The sequence below is a fragment of the Saccharopolyspora sp. NPDC050642 genome (assembly GCF_040654735.1).
GTDB lineage: Bacteria > Actinomycetota > Actinomycetes > Mycobacteriales > Pseudonocardiaceae > Saccharopolyspora > Saccharopolyspora elongata.
The window spans coordinates 123,908-142,020 of the sequence record NZ_JBFAIN010000016.1; the positions used below are offsets into that span (position 1 = coordinate 123,908).

Consider the following 18,113-nt stretch of genomic DNA (forward strand, 5'->3'; position numbering starts at 1 on the left):
GAACAGGTGACAGAACTACGCCCGATCAAGTGATCACTGCTGCCGCATGCCGCCGCGAAGGAGGAACGCTGTGCTCCTGGACCTGACCCCGCTGCCCGCATTCCTGCTCGCCAGCATGGTCGTCATCCTCACCCCCGGCGTGGATGTCTTCCTGCTGCTGCGCACCTCGCTGAACTCCGGCCGCCGGGCGGGGCTGTTCGCGCTCGCCGGCATCCACACCGCGAGCATCATCCAGGTCGCGGTGGTGATCTCCGGGCTCGGCGCGCTGATCACCAGCAATCCGGCGGTCCTCTCCGTCCTGAAGTGGATCGGCGCCGCCTACCTGGTCTACCTGGCCGCGACGATCATCCGCGGGCTGTGGCTGACCAGGCAGGAATCCGCCGCGGGCACGCTCACCACGGCCCCGGCGGATTCCGCGAACCCCTACCTGCGCGGCCTGTTCAGCAACCTCACCAACCCGAAGATGCTGCTGTTCAGCCTGGCGTTCCTGCCGCAGTTCGTCGGTGCCGCCGCGCAACCAGCGCTGCAGCTGGTGCTGCTCGGCGTGGTCTTCCTGGTGCTGGCGGCGATCTGGGAGCTCACGATCGTGCTCGGGGCCGCCAAGATCGCCACCCGGCTACAGCACCCCCGCGTCGCGAAGTCGCTCGATGTGGTGAGCGCGGCGGCGTTCCTGACCATCTCGGTCGGGCTGGTCGCCGGCTGACACCACGACGCAGGTCGCCAGCGCCAGGCCGCCCAGCACCGCCAACACCACCGGCACCGCGACGAAGGGTTCCAGCAGGCTGACCACGAGAGGCGTGCAGAAGCCGAGGTAGCCGATCACCCAGAAGGCCGCGGTCAGCCTGGCCAGGGCGGACGGTGGCGCGATGCGGCCGACCACGGTCAGGCAGAAGGTCACGCAGAAGCCGTAGCCGGCGCCCAGCAGGAGATCCGCGAACAGCCCCAGCCACGGCCGCACCAGCCACGCCGCGACGGCCGCGAACGCGAGCCCGGCGGTCATCGCGAGCAGCCCGACGATCGCCGGTGCGCGCTCACCTCGCCGCGCGACGCGCCGGGCCAGGGGCTGCACCACCGCTCCGAACCCCGGCGCGAGCAGCGCCGCCACTCCGGCGTAGACCAGCTCGAATCCGCGAACCTCGGCGGCGACCTGCGCGGGAAGCACGCCGAATGCCACCGTCGGCCCGACGAACACCCAGAGCGCGACCGGCAGCACCAACCGCCTGAACCGCGGGTCCCGGATGCCGCTGGCCTGCGAGCTGCACTGGACCTCGCGCGGCCGCGTCTCCGGGCACGACAGCGCCAGCGCCAGGCCCGCGACGCTCAGCACCAGGTGCGGAACATAGGCGATGACCAGCGGGTTCGGCCCCCACTGCGCGATCAGCGCGGACACCAGCCCGCTCACGCTGAACCCCAGCGACAGCACCACCCCGGCGCGACGAGCCCCCACGCCGTCCTCGACCGCGGTGCCGAACGGCGGGTGCGACAGGTCCCGGACCCAGGCGCTGCCCGCGGCCAGGACCGCGCCCGTGCTGACCCCGGCCAGCAGTCGCCCCACCACCAGCCACGGCGTGGCGATCGCACCGGCCATCAACGCGGCTGTCCCGGCCACGCTGATGGCGATCGCACCGAACACGACCGGTCGCCGGCCGTACCGGTCGCCCATCGGGCCGCCCAGCAGGAGCCCGGGGAGCAGCCCGACCACGTAGAGCACGAGCAGGCCGGTCACGGCCTGCCCGGACAACCCGAACTCGGACTGGTAGCCGCCGAGCAGCGAGGAGAACTGATTCGCGCCCCAGCCCGCCGCGGTCAGCAGGAACGCGGCAGGCAACCACTTGTTCCGCACGGCATCGGTTCTATGCCGGTCGAACGTGCGACCGCACCGGCCGTTCAGGATTCGTGAACGCGGCCGTGATCTGCGCCTCGCCATTCCTTCCGCGCTGCGGAAACCCGCCGCGTTTTGGCCCGTTTTGCCGGAAACCGCCGGCTCGGCACGGCGCTTCGCACGCGCCCCGAGGCAAAACTGGCCGATGCCGCCCCTTCCCGCGCTTCGTACGCTGCAGGCATGGATTTGCGGCGATTGGCGTCGTTCCTGGCGGTCGCCGAAGAAGGCCACTTCGGCAAGGCCGCGATGCGGTTGTTCCGGTCGCCCGCGTCCGTGACGGCGCACGTCCAGCAACTGGAACGCGAACTCGGGGTGCGGCTGCTCGACCGCTCCCCGGTGCGGCTCACCCCGGCCGGCGAGCGGTTCGTCGGGCACGCGCGCTCGCTGCTGGCGGCGATGGACGCCGCAGTCGCGGACGTGGCCGAGGCGGCCGCCGAGTCGACGCTGCGGATCGGCGTGATGAGCAACGGCTCGGCCGAGCTCACCCCCGCGGTGGTGCAGGCCTTCCACCGCGCCTGCCCGGAAATCCGGGTCGAGTTCGTGGCGCTGGACTTCACCGAGCACGTCTCCGCGCTGGTGCGGCACAAGGTCGACGTGGCTTTCGTGCGGCCCGCGCCGGACGACGAGCGGGTGGCGGTGGACGTGCTGACCACCGAGCGGCGGATCGTGGTCGTGCCCGCGTCGTGGGAGCTGGCCGACGCGCCGTCGGTGCGGCTGGCCGACGTGCTCGACCTGCCGTTCATCGCGCTGCCCGACCACACCCCGCGCCAGTTCTCCGACTACCTCTACTTCGCCGAGGCGCGCGGCGGCCTGTCGCCGCACCGCAGCAGCTCGCACGCCGTGACCCCGCACGAGGTCCTGACCACGGCGGCGGCCGGGCGCGGCGCCGGATCGGCGCTGGAATCCTTCCAGCGCTACTACCCCTGGCCGGGCACGGTCTGCCTGCCGGTGCTGGACGCGCCGCCGGAGCACAGCGTCCTGGCCGTCCGCGCGGACGACCGCAACCCGGCCGTGCGCACGTTCCGCTCGCTGGCCGCCAGCCTGGCCAGGGAGCTCGGCCCCCGGCTCCGCCTGACCGCCACCTGACGCCCGACATGACGCGGCCGGGGCGCTGCAGCTGCGCCCCGGCCGCGTCCGTTCGGGTCAGGAACCCAGTTGTGCCTGGACGTCGTCGTGGTAGGTCGCCACGCGGGTGTAGATGCCCGGGGCGTTGGGCCGGGCGCAGCCGTTGCCCGTGGACACGATGCCGACCAGCTTGTTCTCGACCACCAGCGGCCCGCCGGAGTCGCCCTGGCAGCTGTCCACGCCGCCCTGCGGGAGTCCGGCGCACACCATCGCGTCGGACTTGTACTGCGGGTACGCCTTCTGGCATTCCTGGTCGCTGACCAGCGGCACTTCGGCCTTCTGCAGGGTCTGCGACGCCTGGCCGCCTTCGGCGGTGGCTCCCCAGCCGAGCACTGCGGACGTCTTGCCCACTTCGTAGAGCGAGGTGTCCCCCTTGCCGGCAACTGCGAGCGGCTGCTGCGGGAGCTCCTGGTCCAGGGTCAGCACGGCGACGTCGGCGCCGCTGTTGGCGTTCTGGAAGTTCGGATGCACCCAGATGCCGGTGACCTTGGCGACCTTGCCCTCGCTGGTCTGCTTGTCCTCCCGCCCGGCCACGACCTGGACCGTCTCCGGTTTCTCACCGGAGACGCAGTGCGCCGCGGTCACGACCTTGTTGGCCTTGGCGAGCGTGCCGCCGCAGAACTGGTTGCCCTGGGTGTCCGTCAGGTACACCACCCACGGGTGATCGGCGATCTTGGCGGGCTGGCCGCCCACGATCGGCGGGACCTTCGCCGCCGATGCATCGCGGTCCGACGCGTTCGCCGCCGTCGTCAGCAAGCCCGACGACAGCGTCGCCGCCGCCAGCAGCCCGGCCACCGACCACATCCGGCGCCTGATGTCTGCCATCACGTTGCCTCCTCCCCCGGAGCCATCGGCACGCCGTCGTTCGACCTGCCACCTCCGGCTCGACCAAGAGTGTCCATGAGAAAGAGGATCAGAACCCGTTTTTGGATACACCTGAGTTAAGCAAGGCAATCCGATCGGGTGGAAAATCAGCCCATTTACCACTCGAACGGTCTACCTAGACTGTCCAAAAAGGACATCTGTTACGTGAGCGATCACCGTACCGGGAAGCGAGTAGTTCCACGCTTGCGCGAAGCGCGATTTCCCAACTGCACTTCACAATTCCGGACAAGCCGCACGAAGAGCATCATCCCGCCATCGGCCCGCACGCGCGACCAAGCCGAACAGACCGTCCACTGTGGCCACCAGATCGAGATCACGTGGTGGCGGCGCCGCCGGACGTCAGGTCGGATCGAGAAGGGGTTCCCAATTTCAGGCGAAATCGGAAAGCCCGCCCCCGCTGCCAATTCCGGCGGTCACGGAGCGAAAAGTCCAGTCCCAGGCGAAATCGGGAAGCTCAGTAGCCCGCGGTGAGGTCGACGACGCCGAGCAGCGGCTCGCCGGCGAGGCGCCGCCGGACGTTGTCCTCCACCCGCCGCGCCAGGGCCGGGATCAGCAAGGCCTTCGGGTTGGCCGAGTGCGGCGAGATGATCGCGCGCGGGTGCTGGAACAGCGGATGTTCGGCGGGCAGCGGTTCCGGGTCGGTCACGTCCAGCGCCGCGCCGCGGATGCTCTCCGCGTCCAGCGCCGCGACCAGCGCGTCGGTGTCGACCAGCGATCCGCGCGCGACGTTGACCAGCCACGCGTCGGACTTCATCAGGGACAGCGCGTCGGCGTCGATCAACTTCGCCGTCTCGGCAGTCGCGGGCGCGGCCACCACGACGAAGTCCGACTCGGCCAGCACCCGCCGCACCCCGGACGCGTCGTCGGCCGAGCACGTCCAGGCGGCCCCGTCCACCGGCTTCCCGGAGCGGTTCACCGCCAGCACCCGGACGCCGAAGGGCCGCAGCAGGTCCATCAACGCCCGGCCGATGCCGCCCGCACCGATGATGCCGACCGCGGCCCCGGTGAGGCTGCGGATGCCGACCGGTCGCGCCCAGCGGTCCGCGCGCGCCACCGCGTGCAGCTGCCGCGCCCCGGCCAGCATCAGCCCGAGCGTGTGCTCGGCGACGGTCTGGGCGTAAGTACCCGCCGCGGAGGTGAAGGTGATCCCGTCGCGCAGCACGCCGGCGGTCACCCAGGTCTCGATGCCTGCCGACGGGAGCTGCACCCATTCCAGGCCGGGGTGGTCCAACTCGGCGAACCGCTCGGGGCCGCCGCCGTACCAGACCAGCGCGGACGCCTCCGCCGCCGGGCCGATCTCGGCGCCTGCCGCGATGACGGCCGCCGCCAGCTCTGGCGGGGCGACCGGACCAATGTGGACCTTCACGACTTCTCCATCTCGGCTCGGGTCGGGGCAGCTCGTGAGCGTCGATTTCGGTAGGAACCGGAATCAACGCTCACGAGCTCTCGACCAGCTTCGCCAGCGCTGGCAACTGCTCGGCATCCTCCAACGCCGAACCGACGGCCACCACGGTGGCCCCGGCGGAGAGGAATTCCGGCGCGTTGCGCGCGTTCATCCCGCCGGTGGCCACCAGCCGCAGCCCGGGGAACGGGCCGTGCATCGCCTTGAACCACCCGACGCCCAGCTCGGCCGCCGGGAAGGCCTTGACCCACGACAGCCCGAGCCGGTGGGCGTGCTGGATCTCGCTGGGCGTGGCCACGCCGGGCAGGTGCGGCACGCCGAGCTCCGCGCTCAGCCGCACCACGTCGGGGTCCAGCCCTGGCGCCACGGTGAACGCCGCGCCCAGCTCCTTGGCGGTGTGCGCCTGCTCCGTGCTCACCACGGTCCCGGCCCCCACCAGGCGGCCTCGCCGCGTCCCGGCCTCCACCGCCGCGCGCAGCGACGGCTCGGCGCGCGAGGTCTCGATCGGCACCTCGACCGCCTCGATGCCCAGGTCCCAGGCCCGTTCGGCCAGCTCGACGGTCCGCTGCGGGTCCATCCCGCGCAGGATCGCCATCACCGGGCCGGTGAAGAGCTCGTCGAAGAAACCCACGCTATTCCCCCTCTTTGGATGCAACACCGCCGCCGAAGCTGAGGTTGCGCCACTGCTCCTCGTCGCAGCCCAGCCATTCCGCCATCGCCCTGCGATCCGGCAGCGGCATGTGGTCCTCGGTGCTGAGCAGGCTGTGCGCGGCCAGGATGTGCCCGAGCCGCAGGCAGCGGATGCCGTCCTCGCCGCGCAGCACGCCGGAGAGGTATCCGGCGGCGAACGCGTCACCGGCGCCCACCGGCTCGACGACCTGGACCGTCGGGGCGGGCACGATCACCGTCTCGGTGCTCAGGGCGTAGGCGGCGTCGGCACCGTCCTTGACCACGACGACACCCGGCCCGTCCAGGAGTTTCCGCACGTCCTCGGCGGTTTCCACACCCCAGAGGGAGGCCGCCTCGTCCAGGCCGACGAACACCACGTCGGCGAGCTGGGCGAGCTCGCGCAGCCGCGGACCGGCCTGCTCGACCGGCCACAGCGCCGGGCGGTAGTTGACGTCGAAGGTGATCCGGGCGCGGCGCTCGCGGGTCAGCAGCCGCCGGACCAGCCGGTCGCAGCTGTCGGACAGCGCCGGGGTGATGCCGCTGAGGTGCAGCAGCCGGGGCGCGTCGAGCCGCTCGTCGGCCAGGAAGTTTTCGTCCATTGTGGACGCCGCCGAGTCCGCCCGGTAGTAGTAGACCTTGGTGCCGGTGGGGCCGGGGTCCTTGAAGTAGACGCCGGTCGGCGCGTCCGGGCGCACCTCCACCAGGCCGGTGTCCACCCCGGCGGCGGCGATGGCCGCGAGCATCCGGCGGCCGAGGGGATCGTCGCCGACCCGGCTCGCCCAGCCGACGCGGTGGCCCAGCGCCGCCAGGTGGATGGCCACATTGGACTCGGCGCCGCCGGCCGAGAGCGTGAACGTCCGCGCCTGCTCCAGGGACACCGGGACGGCCGGGGCGACCAGCGACATCGTCTCCCCCAGGCACAGCACCTCGGGGTCGTTGCCGGACTCCGCCACCTTCGCCTCCTCGGTCCCGCGGCATTCGTCGCCGGACAGCTTAACCGCTCGATGCTGCGAAATGCACATCGCCGTTGCACACCTTGCAACACACTGGTTCCGGCTCGGGCACCGGCGGCCAACTAGGCTGGGAATCCGGTGATCACGCACACCCCAGGAAAGGGAGGATGCTCGAATGAGCTTGGAGCGCCCGATCGATCCGGACCCGTACTCGCTGCTGCCCGCGGTTCCGGCGTTCACCGTCACCTCCGACGACGTGACCGACGGCCGGCCGATGGCGCAGGCCCACGCCTACGACGGCATGGGCGCCGACGGCGAGAACCGCTCGCCCCAGCTGCGCTGGACCGGTTTCCCGGACACCACCAAGAGCTTCGTGGTGACCTGCTTCGACCCCGACGCGCCCATTCCCGGCGGCTTCTGGCACTGGATCCTGGTGGACGTGCCCGCCGACGTGACCGAGCTGGCCGCCGACGCGGGCAACCGCAACGGCCACGGCGTCCCGGCCGGGGCCTTCCACGTCGCCAACGACCTCGGCGAGCACGCGTTCGCCGGCGCCGCCCCGCCGCCCGGCGACCGCCCGCACCGCTACTACTTCGTGGTGCACGCGGTCGACACCGAGAAGCTCGGCGTGGACGAGAAGGCGAGCCCGGCGGTGGTCAGCTTCAACCTGGCCTTCCACACCGTCGCCCGGGCCGTCCTCACGCCGACGTACCAGCACTGACGTTTTATGGACCGTGCTCGCCCTGCGTAGCGGTGCGGGCGGCGGTGCGAGTTGCGAAGTTGCCCCGTCCACGTCTCCACAGCTGCAGAGCCGGTACGCGAAAGGGCCGCGCCTCCCCGGGGGGGCGCGGCCCTTTCGCGTGCCAGGATCGCCCGATCGAGATGTATCTGAATCGGCACCTCGCTCCTCTTTATCTGCGGGAGGTTTTCCGGGAGTCAGGAGGCCGAGATGAGCGTGCTGCCGGGTTCGTTCGCCGCGCTGGCCGCCACCGGGGTGGCCGCGCTGCTGTTCGCGCCGTTCGTCGCCGGTGAGCACCGGCGGCACGGCGAGCTGCGCGTGGGCATCGCGCTGCAGCGCTTCGCCGTCCTGCTCTACGCCTTCGGGCTCTTCTCCTACGTGTTCCTGCCGTTCCCGTCCGGCGCGGCCTGCTTCGCGCCGCAGTGGCGACCGCTCGCCGGGCTGACCAGCCCCGTGATGCTGGCCCAGTTCGCGTGCAACGTCGCGCTCTTCGTCCCGCTGGGCGCTCTCGTGCGGGGCGGCCGGTCGGCAGCGGTGCTGGCCGGGGCGGCGGCATCGGTGCTGATCGAGCTGACCCAGCTGACCGGGTTCTGGTTCGCCTTCCCCTGCCCGTACCGGGTTTTCGACGTGGACGACGTCATCGCGAACACCGCGGGCGCGCTGCTGGGCGGCCTGCTCGCGCCGCTGCGACAGCGGCTGCCGGCCGGCACCAGCGGACGCCCGGCGACGCAGCCGCGCCCGGTCACCGCCGCCCGGCGGCTGCTGGGCATGTGCTGCGACGTCCTGGTGCTGTGGCTGCTCGGCGTGGCCTGCGCCCGGGCCGCGGACATCGCGCTGCGGCTCACCGGCACCGCCCCGACGCGGTGGTGGGAGGCGGCCGCGCTGTGGCTCGCCCCGGCGGCGTTGCTGCTGGTCACGATGCTGATCGGGCACGGCACCTCGCTCGGCCAGCACGCGGTGATGCTGCGTGCCAGGGCGCCCAACGGCCGCCCACCGCCGGCCGCGGCGCTGCTGCGGTGGGCCGCCGGGATCGGCGGGCTGGCCGTGGCGCAGGGCGTGACCGAGGGAACGTTCGGGGAACCCGGTGCCATGCTCGGCGTGTTGTGGTGCGCCGCGCACGCCTGGGGTGTGACCAGAACCCGAGATCATCGCGGAATCACGGGGCTCGTCGCCGGGTTGGAGATGATCGACGCCCGAAGAAGCCACGGCGCGCCGGACCTGGCGCGCCCGACTTGAGGCAGGATGGACCAGTGCGGCACTTCGATCTAGTCATCATCGGTTCCGGCTCCGGAAACTCGATCCTCGACGACCGGTTCGCCGACTGGGACGTCGCCGTGGTCGAGAAGGGCATCGGCCCCAACGACGCCTACGGCGGCACCTGCCTGAACGTCGGCTGCATCCCGACGAAGATGTTCGTGCACACCGCCGACGTGGCCGCGGCCCCGGCGGGCGGCGCGAAGCTCGGCGTCGACCTCGAACTGCGCGACGTGCGCTGGCGCGACATCCGGGACCGGATCTTCGGGCGGATCGACGAGATCTCCACCGGCGGCCGCCGGTACCGCGCCGAGGGCAGCCCGAACGTCACCCTCTACGCGGGCGTCGCCCGGTTCACCGGGGTCAAGCAGCTGACCGTGGAGACCCCCACCGGCCCGGAGACGATCACCGCGGACCGCTTCGTGGTGGCCTCCGGCGGCCGCCCGGCGATCCCGGACATCCCCGGCCTGGACCAGGCCGGCTACTACACCAGCGACACGGTGATGCGGCTCGACGAGCTGCCCGCCCGGATGATCATCATGGGCACCGGTTTCGTGGGCGCGGAGTTCGCGCACGTGTTCAGCGCGCTGGGCGTCGACGTGACCATGATCGGCCGCTCCGGCCGGGTGCTGCGCGCCGAGGACACCGACATCTCCGAGCGGTTCACCGAGCTCGCGGCCGCGCGCTGGAACCTGCGGCTGAACCGCAAGGAGATCTCGGTCGAGCGCGACGGCGACCTCGTCCGGCTGCACCTGGAGGGCCCGGAGGGCGCCGAGGTGGTGGAGGCCGAGGCGCTGCTCATCGCGATCGGGCGGGTGCCCAACTCCGACCTGCTGGACGCCGCCGCGGGCGGTCTCGAACTCACCGCCGACGGCAAGATCAAGGCCGACGCGACCCAGCTGACCTCGGTGGACGGCGTGTGGGCGATGGGCGACATCAGCTCGGAACACGAGCTCAAGCACGTCGCGAACCACGAGATGCGCGTCGTCCAGCACAACCTGCTGCACCCGGACGAGCCGATCGAGTCCGACCACCGGTTCGTGCCGCACGCGGTGTTCTCCGCGCCGCAGATCGCCGCGGTCGGCCTCACCGAGCAGGAGGCGCAGCAGCGCGGCGTCAGCTACGTGACCTCGATCCAGGACTACGCGGGCATCGCCTACGGCTGGGCGATGGAGGACAAGACCGGCTTCGCCAAGCTCCTGGCGGATCCGGACACCGGACAGCTGCTCGGCGCCCACATCATCGGCCCGCAGGCGCCGACGCTGCTGCAGCCGCTGATCCAGGCGATGCAGTTCGGCCTGAACGCCCGGACGATGGCCCGCGGCCAGTACTGGATCCACCCGGGCATGCCGGAGCTCGTCGAGAACGCGCTGCTCAACCTGCCGCTGAAGTGACGGTTGCGCCCGATGTGTCGGGCGTCATCTTGAGCAGTTCCAGTTTAACGGGTCACCTTAGGAGGATTGGGCTGCTCGCTGTTGCGCTCCCGCCGTGGCGGAGCGGGCCCGGGCGGCCCGGAACGTCATCGGACAAAGGAGTTTGCCTGTGCTTCACGAACGCCTCGAACCGGTCTACGAGAACGTGGTCCAGCGCAACCGCGGCGAAGACGAGTTCCACCAGGCAGTCCGGGAAGTGCTGGAGAGCATCGGTCCGGTGATCGACAAGCACCCCGAGTACGCCGAGCAGAAGATCATCGAGCGGATCTGCGAGCCCGAGCGGCAGATCGTCTTCCGCGTGCCGTGGGAGGACGACCGCGGCGAGGTGCAGATCAACCGCGGCTTCCGGGTGGAGTTCAACAGCGCGCTCGGCCCGTACAAGGGCGGCCTGCGCTTCCACCCGTCGGTCTACCAGGGCATCGTGAAGTTCCTCGGCTTCGAGCAGATCTTCAAGAACGCCCTGACCGGGCTGCCCATCGGCGGCGGCAAGGGCGGCTCGGACTTCGACCCCAAGGGCCGCTCCGACCGGGAGGTCATGCGGTTCTGCCAGAGCTTCATGACCGAGCTGCACCGGCACATCGGCGAGTACACCGACGTGCCGGCCGGTGACATCGGCGTCGGCGGCCGCGAGATCGGCTACCTGTTCGGCCAGTACAAGCGGATCACCAACCGCTACGAATCCGGCGTGCTGACCGGCAAGCACCTGTCCTTCGGCGGCGCCCGCGTCCGCACCGAGGCCACCGGCTACGGCTGCGCGTTCTTCGTGCAGGAGATGCTGACGGCGCGCGGCCAGTCGTTCGACGGCAAGCAGGTCGTGGTGTCGGGATCGGGCAACGTGGCCATCTACACGATGGCGAAGGTCTACCAGCTCGGCGGCACCGTGGTGGCCTGCTCGGACTCCTCCGGCTACGTCGTCGACGAGAAGGGCATCGACGTCGAGCTGATCAAGCAGATCAAGGAGGTCGAGCGCGGCCGCATCGCGACCTACGCCGAGCGCCGCCCGGGCGCGAAGTTCGTCGCGCAGCGCAGCGTCTGGGAAGTGCCGTGCGACGTGGCGATGCCGTCGGCGACCCAGAACGAGCTCACCGGCGCCGACGCGGCCACCCTGATCGCCAACGGCTGCATCGCGGTCGGCGAGGGCGCGAACATGCCCACCACGCCGGAGGCGGTGCGCAGCTTCCAGGAAGCCGGCATCGCGTTCGGCCCCGGCAAGGCCGCCAACGCGGGCGGCGTGGCCACCTCGGCGCTGGAGATGCAGCAGAACGCGTCCCGCGACAGCTGGAGCTTCGAGTTCACCGAGAAGCGCCTCGAAGAGATCATGAAGGACGTGCACGCCCGCTGCTACGCCACGGCGGCGGAGTACGGCATGCCGGGCAACTACGTCGCGGGCGCGAACATCGCGGGCTTCACCAACGTGGCCGACGCGATGCTCCGCCTCGGCCTCGTCTGACCGAACGGGTGCGGCTGGCCGGCGCGCCGAGGGGCGATGTGCCGGCCAGCCGCGCGACCCGTTGCCGAAGGCCGGGGATCAACGGCAGCGAGCCGGGTCTCCCGGGGGCGCCGCGTTCTCGCGACACCACCCACGGCGATCAATGGTGTCAGGGACGACCCGTCCGGAAATCCGATTCGGCGTCGTTCACACCATCGGCGCAGTCCGTCGGATGCGAAGGGCGTCTCCGACCGGACCGGCCGAAGACGCCCTTCGCAGAACCGCGGGGTGTCAGATGGTGCGGGGGCGACCCGCGATGACGCCGAACACCGCCTGGATCGCGACGATCACCACGATCGCCGTCAGCGACGCCGACCAGGTGCCGGTCACGTCGTGCAGCACGCCGAACAGGAACGGCCCGAAGGACGCGATCAGGTAGCCGACGCTCTGCGACATCGCGGACAGCGACCCGGTGTCCGCGGCGTTGGCGGTCCGCAGCGAGATCAGCACCAGCGCCAGCGGGAACGCGCTCATCCCGATGCCGATCGCGAGCGCCCACACCACCGGCAGCGCCTGCGGCGCCAGCAGCAGCCCGAGCAGTCCGGTGAGGGTCAGCACCGCGAGCCCGACGGCCCACCAGGACTGGCTGCGGGTCCGGGTCACCAGCGGCGGCAGGATCATGTTGATCGGCACGCCGATCAGCAGCAGCAGACCGAGCAGCATGCCCGCGGTCGTGCTGTCGATCCCGGCGCCCTTGAACACCTCGGGCATCCAGCCCATCACGACGTAGGCGACCAGCGACTGCAGGGCGAAGTAGACGGTGATCACCCACGCCAGCGGGCTGCGCATCAGCGAACGCCGCGGGCTCGTCGACGCGGTGCCCGACACCTGCCGCGTCGAGGAGCGGCGAGCCGTCGCCGGCACCCACACGCACAACGCGGCCAGCGCCACGACCGCCCAGGTCGCCAGCGACAGGCGCCAGCTGCCGGTGGTGGAGTTCAGGTACGGCGTGAGGGCCGAGCCGGTCGAGCCGCCCGCCGCCATCGCGGTGGTGTACAGCGCGGTGGCCATCCCGACGCGGGTCGGGAAGGACTCCTTGACCACCACCGGGATCAGCACGTTGCACATCGCGATCGCGGCGCAGACCAGCACGGTCCCGCCCAGCACCGTCCACGGACCGTCGACGACGCGCAGCAGCATCGCGAGCGTCAGCACCGCCAGCGACGCGCCGATGACCTTGTTGATGCCCATCCGCCTCGCCAGCAGCGGAGCGCCGATGCCGGCGATCCCGAAGCACAGCGTCGGCACCGAAGTCACCACGCTCGCCCAGGTCGTGGAGGCACCGAGCGAGTCGCGGACCTCACCGAGCACCGACGCCAGGCTCGTGACCGCTGGGCGCATGTTCGCCGCCGCGAGCGCCACGCCGGCGAGCAGCAGTCCCCCACCGGCGACGGCGACGTGCCGGTTCGGGAAGACCGGCTCCGCGGCGCCCTGGTTCTCGGCGGAGAAGCCATCCGGATGGCGTCCGGCGGCGAGTCGCGTGGCATCCTGGTCAGCCACCTGGTCGGGGACATGCTGGGGTCGTGACTTCGTAGACATCACGGCCTATTATGTCAAACGTAGGATGTTTGGACGAAAGGACCTGTCAGTGCCTTTGGTCACTGCCAAACGGACCGGGCTGGTCGATCAGGTCATCGCCCAGATGCGCGAGCTCGTGGCGTCCGGGGAATGGCCGCTGGGCGAGAAGATCCCGCCCGAGACCGAGCTCGTGAACGCCCTCGGCGTCGGCCGCAACACCGTCCGCGAGGCGGTGCGCGCGCTCTCGCACGCCGGGCTGCTGGAAGTGCGACAGGGCGACGGCACGTTCGTGCGCGCCACCAACGAGATCTCCGGGGCGGTGCGCAAGCTGTGCGGCCCGGAGCTGCGCCAGGTCCTGGAGGTCCGGCGCGCGCTGGAGGTGGAGGGCGCCCGGCTCGCCGCCGGGGCGCGCACCGATGAGGACCTGCGCGAGCTGACGGCCTGCCTGGACAGCCGGAACGAGGCGGTGCAGCGCCTGGACAGCGCGGACGTCATCGTCACCGACGCCGAGTTCCACCGGCTGCTGGTCGCGGCCTCGCACAACCCGGTGCTGATCTCGCTCTACGACGGGATCCGCGAGACGGTGGCCTCCAGCGTGGCGACCACCTTCAACCCCGAGATCCCACCGGAGCAGCACGTCTCGCACACCGAGCTGCTGGAAGCGGTGCGCGACGGCGATCCGCGCCGGGCGGCCGAAGAGGCGGGCGGATTCCTCGACGAACTGCTCAGCCAGGTGGGTTCAGATCCTGGTCAGGCAGAGGAGTCCGGCCAGTAGTCGGTTCCGACGTCGAACGCGTCACCGGCGGCCGGGGCCACCCACGACGCCGCGATCACCCCGGCGGCGAAACCACCGCCGGTCGATCCGCCGCGCGCGGGCTGCAGCCACACCGACGGCGCACCGAACCGGGTGATGACGATCTCCTCCCCCGATTCGGCGCGGTCGAGCAGCTCCACCAGCCGCTCGCGGGCTTCATCAACGGAAAACTCGGCCATGGCTACGACGTTACCGGGATCACAACCGATGACCCAGTTTCAATTGAAACTGTGGTGCACCACCGGGAGCCCGGCGGGCGCGCCGTCGTCGAGCAGTCGGCGCAGGGCGTCGGTGTCCAGGTGCTTCTCCACCAGGTCGCCGAGCAGGTCGAGCTGCCCGGCCCGGACCTCGGCGAAGACCGTGCCATCGGCCGGTTCGAAGCCGTCCCGTCCGGCGTGCCGGGCGGCCCAGCGCAGGAAGGCCCGGCGGAAGGCGTCGTTCTCGAACAGCCCGTGCCAGTGGGTGCCGAGCACGGACTCGGCCACACCGCCCTCGACCCGCCCGTCGGGCAAGCTCACCAGCGGCGCGAGGTCGCCGCGACGAACCGCGACGCCGTGGTGGATCTCGTAGCCCTGGACGGGCTCGCCGAAGGCCTGGCCGCGCGGCCGGGCCAGCGTCTTGCGCGGCGCGAACTCGATCTCCAAGTCGAGCAGCCCCAGCCCGTCGACCGCACCGCTACCGGACTCGACCTCGTCGACGATGCGCCGCGTCAGCATCTGGAAACCGCCGCAGATGCCGGCGACCGGCAGCCCGGCGCGGGCGTGCGCGCGGATCGCCTCGGCCAGGCCGCTGCGCCGCAGCCAGTCCAGGTCCGCGACCGTCGACTTCGAGCCGGGCAGCACGACAAGGTCCGCGTCGGCCAGCCGCGACGGCTCGGTGACGAACCGGACCGCGACGCCGGGTTCCGCGGCCAGCGCCTCCACGTCGGTGGCGTTGGAGATCCGCGGCAGCCTCGGCACCGCGACCCGCAACCACTGCGCGCCCCTCGGCGGCGCCGGCCGCCCGATCACCCCATCGGCCACATAGGACAGTGAGTCCTCAGCGTCGAGCCACAGCTCCTCGGCCCACGGCAGCACGCCGTGCACCGGGCGACCGGTCAGCGCGCGCAGCTGGTCCAGGCCCGGTTCCAGCAACGCCGGGTCGCCGCGGAACTTGTTGATCAGGAATCCGGCGACCAACGCCTGATCCGCCGCGTCCAGCAGCGCGAGGGTGCCGAAGAGCTGGGCGAACACGCCGCCGCGGTCGATGTCGCCGACCACCAGCACCGGCAGCCCGGCGGCCTGCGCGAGCCCCATGTTGGCGATGTCGTTGGCCCGCAAGTTGATCTCGGCCGGCGACCCGGCGCCCTCGCACACGACGTAGTCGTACTCCGCGCGCAGCCCTTCCAGCGTGGACACGACGGTGTCCAGCAGGGCCGCCTTGCGGGCCCGGTAGGACATCGCGGTCACCTCGCCTGCGACCCGCCCCAGCACCACGACCTGCGAACTGCGGTCGCTGCCGGGCTTGAGCAGCACGGGGTTGAACCGGACCGAGGGCTCGACGCCGCACGCGGCGGCCTGCACGGCCTGAGCCCGCCCGATCTCGCCGCCATCGGGCGTGACCACGGAGTTGTTGGACATGTTCTGCGCCTTGAAGGGCGCAACCCGAGCGCCGCCGCGCGCCAGCCAACGACAGATCCCGGCGGTGACCACGCTCTTCCCGGCATCGGAGGTGGTCCCAGCGATCAGCACCGCATTCACACGAAGTTCCTACCCCATCACCCGAGCTCACCCAAAGGCACCACCGAACACCGGCGAAACCAGCAGACCGAACGTCTTCCCAGGCGAGTCCCGTGAGTGCTTTTGGCGCCATGACAACCAAAGCCACTCACGACCGCCCACTGAAAAACCCAAGCTCCGCCCAGGACACAGCGGTTTTCGAGGCCTGGTACCTAACGCAGACAGGGCAACTGGCGATTTCGCGCGAAATCGCCGACCAAGCCACTCCCAGACCAAACCAAAAGCCGATGCGGACAGCCCAAGGTGCGCACCGCGAACGCACAACCGCCGGCGCGACGCTCGAATCTCACGACCCATAGCCGCCGCAAGCGGCGCAGCCGCTTAGCCCACCCTCGCAACCCGCACCGCCGCGGGTTCTCAGAAGCCTTCTCGCGAGGACAGCCCCGACGCCGCGTATTGGTCATACGCAAGTCGGGGATCCCGGAGTCGAGAAGGCTTCTGAGGTTCCGCCACCCGCACCGCTACGCAGAACGAGCCTGGAACCCCAGATCAGGGCAGGGTCAGGATTTCGTTGCCGTCTTCGGTGATCAGGATGGTGTGCTCGAACTGGGCCGTCCAGCTCTTGTCCTTCGTCGTCACCGTCCAGCCATCGCTCCACATGTCGTACTCGTGGGTGCCGAGGGTGATCATCGGCTCGATGGTGAAGGTCATGCCCGGCTCCAGGACGGTCTGCACCGACGGCTCGTCGTAGTGCAGGATCACCAGTCCACTGTGGAACGCGCGGCCGATGCCGTGCCCGGTGAAGTCGCGGACCACGCCGTAGTCGAACCGCTTGGCGTAGGACTCGATGACCCGGCCGATCACGTTGAGCTGCCGCCCCGGCTTGGCCGCCTTGATGCCGCGCATCAGCGCCTCGTGGGTGCGCTCCACCAGCAGGCGCACCTCCTCCGAGACCTCGCCGGCCAGGAACGTCGCGTTGGTGTCGCCGTGGACGCCGCCGATGAAGCCGGTGACGTCGACGTTGACGATGTCGCCGTCCTCGATCACCGTCGAGTCCGGGATCCCGTGGCAGATCACCTCGTTCAGCGAAGTGCAGGAGGACTTCGGGAAGCCCCGGTAGCCCAGCGTCGACGGGTAGACGCCGTGGTCGCAGAAGAACTCGTGCACCACCGCGTCGACCTGGTCGGTGGTCGCGCCCGGCTGCACCGCCTTGCCGGCCTCGACCAGGGCCTGCGCGGCGAGCTTGCCCGCCACCCGCATCGCCTCGATGACCTCGGGCGGCTGCACGTACGGGTCGGTGCTGCGCTGGGGAGCCGGCTTGTCGACGTACTCGGGGCGCTCGATGTGCGCAGGGACTGGGCGACGCGGCGTCTGCACGCCTGGCTTCAACGGAGCTCGAACCGGCATGCCCACCACTGTAACCGCGATGCCCGCCCGAACTCCGGGTGGCGGTCACGAGCGCTCCACGCCCGGCCCCCTCGCCGTCGGGCCGCAATTTCCATTGAAATCGAAGGTTCGATTTCAATGGAAATTGCGGCGGATCGGCGTCAGCTCGCGCCCGGGGAGGCCGTGGTCAGGCCCGCCTCGGCGGCCGCCGCCAGCAGCCCCGGGTCGTAGGAGACGTAGGCGTGCAAGCCGTCCTTGATCTTGTAGGCGGAGGCCAGGTGGATGGCGTCCACCGGGCCGACGTTGCAGCGCAGCTCGGTGGCCACGTCCAGCACGTCCTGCTTCACCGGCAGCTGGTCGATCTTGGACACGATGATCGACGCCAGGTCCTCGGCGGCCGGACCGACCTCGCGGAACGTGCGCAACACGTCCACCTTCGACAACGCGCTGGTGACGCGGGGCTGCTCCCAGCGCTCGCGGACCCACTGGCTCAGCGCCTTGCTCTCCGGCTCGGGGGCGATCAGCTTGATCAGCGCGGAGGAATCGAAGTAGATCAAAACCGCTCCTGTTCACGCCTGCGCAGCAGCCGGTCGGAGACGTTCGGGGTCGGTGCTGCCGGCAACGGTTCGGGGAGCTCACCGCCTTCGCCGGGCACGAGCTCCCCGGCGGCGACGAGTTCGTCGTACAGGGCCTGGTCACGCGTGGGCGGACTGAGCACGGCGACGGTGCGACCCCGATCGGTCACCAGGATCGATTCCCCGGCGGCGACCCGCTTCAGGTATCGACTGGCGTGCTGCCGCAGCTCGCGGACGCCGATCCGCTCCATGAGCTACAACGTAGCACCAC

At 70.8% G+C, this 18,113-nt stretch carries 18 protein-coding genes; 7 read left to right on the top strand and 11 right to left on the bottom strand.

Translation table 11 applies throughout. The features are described from left to right. Nucleotides 1–70: 70 nt before the first annotated feature. Nucleotides 71–703: a LysE family translocator gene (locus AB0H93_RS24305; protein WP_358575385.1), complete on the top strand. Its 633-nt coding sequence runs from the start codon at nt 71–73 to the stop codon at nt 701–703. On the opposite strand, the gene AB0H93_RS24310 is transcribed toward AB0H93_RS24305, so the two are convergent. Further along, nucleotides 617–1,843, bottom strand: coding sequence for an MFS transporter (locus tag AB0H93_RS24310; RefSeq protein ID WP_358575386.1), 1,227 nt, complete (start codon nt 1,841–1,843; stop codon nt 617–619). The genes AB0H93_RS24305 and AB0H93_RS24310 overlap by 87 nt on opposite strands. Before the next feature lie 219 nt (nt 1,844–2,062). On the opposite strand from AB0H93_RS24310, the gene AB0H93_RS24315 reads away from it, so the two are divergent. Then, a complete protein-coding gene (locus AB0H93_RS24315) occupies nt 2,063–2,968 on the top strand; it encodes a LysR family transcriptional regulator (protein ID WP_358575387.1) in 906 nt (301 codons plus the stop codon). Between the two features lie 57 nt (nt 2,969–3,025). Here the strand turns inward: AB0H93_RS24315 and AB0H93_RS24320 are convergent, their stop codons facing one another. The 4 genes from AB0H93_RS24320 to AB0H93_RS24335 form a co-directional block, all read right to left on the bottom strand. Next, on the bottom strand, nt 3,026–3,832 hold the full coding sequence (locus tag AB0H93_RS24320) for a serine protease (RefSeq protein WP_358575389.1): 807 nt from the start codon (nt 3,830–3,832) through the stop codon (nt 3,026–3,028). A gap of 514 nt (nt 3,833–4,346) precedes the next feature. Next, complete coding sequence (locus tag AB0H93_RS24325; RefSeq protein ID WP_358575390.1) at nt 4,347–5,258, bottom strand: D-isomer specific 2-hydroxyacid dehydrogenase family protein; 912 nt, start codon at nt 5,256–5,258, stop codon at nt 4,347–4,349. Between the two features lie 70 nt (nt 5,259–5,328). Then, nucleotides 5,329–5,925, bottom strand: coding sequence for a bifunctional 4-hydroxy-2-oxoglutarate aldolase/2-dehydro-3-deoxy-phosphogluconate aldolase (locus tag AB0H93_RS24330; protein WP_358575392.1), 597 nt, complete (start codon nt 5,923–5,925; stop codon nt 5,329–5,331). 1 nt (nt 5,926) lies between these two features. Continuing rightward, entirely contained in the window at nt 5,927–6,916 is a 990-nt protein-coding gene (locus AB0H93_RS24335; RefSeq protein WP_358575393.1) for a sugar kinase, read from the bottom strand. A gap of 175 nt (nt 6,917–7,091) precedes the next feature. Between AB0H93_RS24335 and AB0H93_RS24340 the strand changes: the two genes are divergently transcribed. The 4 genes from AB0H93_RS24340 to gdhA all read left to right on the top strand — a co-directional run bounded on the left by AB0H93_RS24340 (nt 7,092) and on the right by gdhA (nt 11,792). Next, a complete protein-coding gene (locus AB0H93_RS24340) occupies nt 7,092–7,637 on the top strand; it encodes a YbhB/YbcL family Raf kinase inhibitor-like protein (RefSeq protein ID WP_358575395.1) in 546 nt (181 codons plus the stop codon). A 228-nt stretch (nt 7,638–7,865) separates the two neighbouring features. Next, entirely contained in the window at nt 7,866–8,891 is a 1,026-nt protein-coding gene (locus AB0H93_RS24345; RefSeq protein WP_358575396.1) for a VanZ family protein, read from the top strand. Nucleotides 8,892–8,905: 14 nt separating this feature from the next. After that, the gene (locus AB0H93_RS24350; protein WP_358575397.1) at nt 8,906–10,303 is read left to right on the top strand and encodes a mycothione reductase; all 1,398 of its coding nucleotides are present in this window, start codon (nt 8,906–8,908) and stop codon (nt 10,301–10,303) included. Nucleotides 10,304–10,445: 142 nt separating this feature from the next. Then, nucleotides 10,446–11,792 carry an NADP-specific glutamate dehydrogenase gene (gene gdhA, locus AB0H93_RS24355; protein ID WP_358575398.1) on the top strand — a complete coding sequence of 449 codons (1,347 nt, stop codon included), beginning with the start codon at nt 10,446–10,448 and terminating at the stop codon, nt 11,790–11,792. Nucleotides 11,793–12,062: 270 nt separating this feature from the next. Here gdhA and AB0H93_RS24360 read toward each other — a convergent pair whose 3' ends face one another. After that, nucleotides 12,063–13,331, bottom strand: coding sequence for an MFS transporter (locus AB0H93_RS24360; protein ID WP_358575399.1), 1,269 nt, complete (start codon nt 13,329–13,331; stop codon nt 12,063–12,065). Nucleotides 13,332–13,419: 88 nt separating this feature from the next. Between AB0H93_RS24360 and AB0H93_RS24365 the strand changes: the two genes are divergently transcribed. Further along, nucleotides 13,420–14,124, top strand: coding sequence for a FadR/GntR family transcriptional regulator (locus AB0H93_RS24365; protein ID WP_358575400.1), 705 nt, complete (start codon nt 13,420–13,422; stop codon nt 14,122–14,124). Here the strand turns inward: AB0H93_RS24365 and AB0H93_RS24370 are convergent. From AB0H93_RS24370 to AB0H93_RS24390, 5 genes are all read right to left on the bottom strand, one after another. Beyond that, nucleotides 14,100–14,342 (bottom strand): type II toxin-antitoxin system prevent-host-death family antitoxin, encoded by a 243-nt coding sequence (locus AB0H93_RS24370; protein WP_132494121.1) that lies wholly within the window; start codon nt 14,340–14,342, stop codon nt 14,100–14,102. The two genes, AB0H93_RS24365 and AB0H93_RS24370, sit on opposite strands and share 25 nt — an antisense overlap. 39 nt (nt 14,343–14,381) lie before the next feature. Continuing rightward, nucleotides 14,382–15,902, bottom strand: a complete 1,521-nt coding sequence (locus AB0H93_RS24375; RefSeq protein ID WP_358575402.1) for a cobyric acid synthase — start codon at nt 15,900–15,902, stop codon at nt 14,382–14,384. Nucleotides 15,903–16,430: 528 nt separating this feature from the next. Then, entirely contained in the window at nt 16,431–17,288 is an 858-nt protein-coding gene (gene map, locus AB0H93_RS24380) for a type I methionyl aminopeptidase (protein WP_358575403.1), read from the bottom strand. 140 nt (nt 17,289–17,428) lie between these two features. Beyond that, the gene (locus AB0H93_RS24385; RefSeq protein WP_132494124.1) at nt 17,429–17,824 is read right to left on the bottom strand and encodes a type II toxin-antitoxin system VapC family toxin; all 396 of its coding nucleotides are present in this window, start codon (nt 17,822–17,824) and stop codon (nt 17,429–17,431) included. Then, nucleotides 17,821–18,093 (bottom strand): type II toxin-antitoxin system prevent-host-death family antitoxin, encoded by a 273-nt coding sequence (locus AB0H93_RS24390; protein ID WP_358575404.1) that lies wholly within the window; start codon nt 18,091–18,093, stop codon nt 17,821–17,823. The genes AB0H93_RS24385 and AB0H93_RS24390 overlap by 4 nt, the downstream gene beginning before the upstream one ends. Nucleotides 18,094–18,113: the final 20 nt, after the last annotated feature.

Excerpts from the sequence above, each read along its gene's own strand:
- AB0H93_RS24345 (WP_358575396.1), top strand. The coding sequence starts at position 7,866 with ATGAGCGTGCTGCCGGGTTCGTTCGCCGCGCTGGCCGCCACCGGGGTG.
- AB0H93_RS24340 (WP_358575395.1), top strand. The coding sequence starts at position 7,092 with ATGAGCTTGGAGCGCCCGATCGATCCGGACCCGTACTCGCTGCTGCCC.
- AB0H93_RS24315 (WP_358575387.1), top strand. The coding sequence starts at position 2,063 with ATGGATTTGCGGCGATTGGCGTCGTTCCTGGCGGTCGCCGAAGAAGGC.
- AB0H93_RS24320 (WP_358575389.1), bottom strand. The coding sequence starts at position 3,832 with ATGGCAGACATCAGGCGCCGGATGTGGTCGGTGGCCGGGCTGCTGGCG.
- map (WP_358575403.1), bottom strand. The coding sequence starts at position 17,288 with ATGCCGGTTCGAGCTCCGTTGAAGCCAGGCGTGCAGACGCCGCGTCGC.
- AB0H93_RS24370 (WP_132494121.1), bottom strand. The coding sequence starts at position 14,342 with ATGGCCGAGTTTTCCGTTGATGAAGCCCGCGAGCGGCTGGTGGAGCTG.
- AB0H93_RS24390 (WP_358575404.1), bottom strand. The coding sequence starts at position 18,093 with ATGGAGCGGATCGGCGTCCGCGAGCTGCGGCAGCACGCCAGTCGATAC.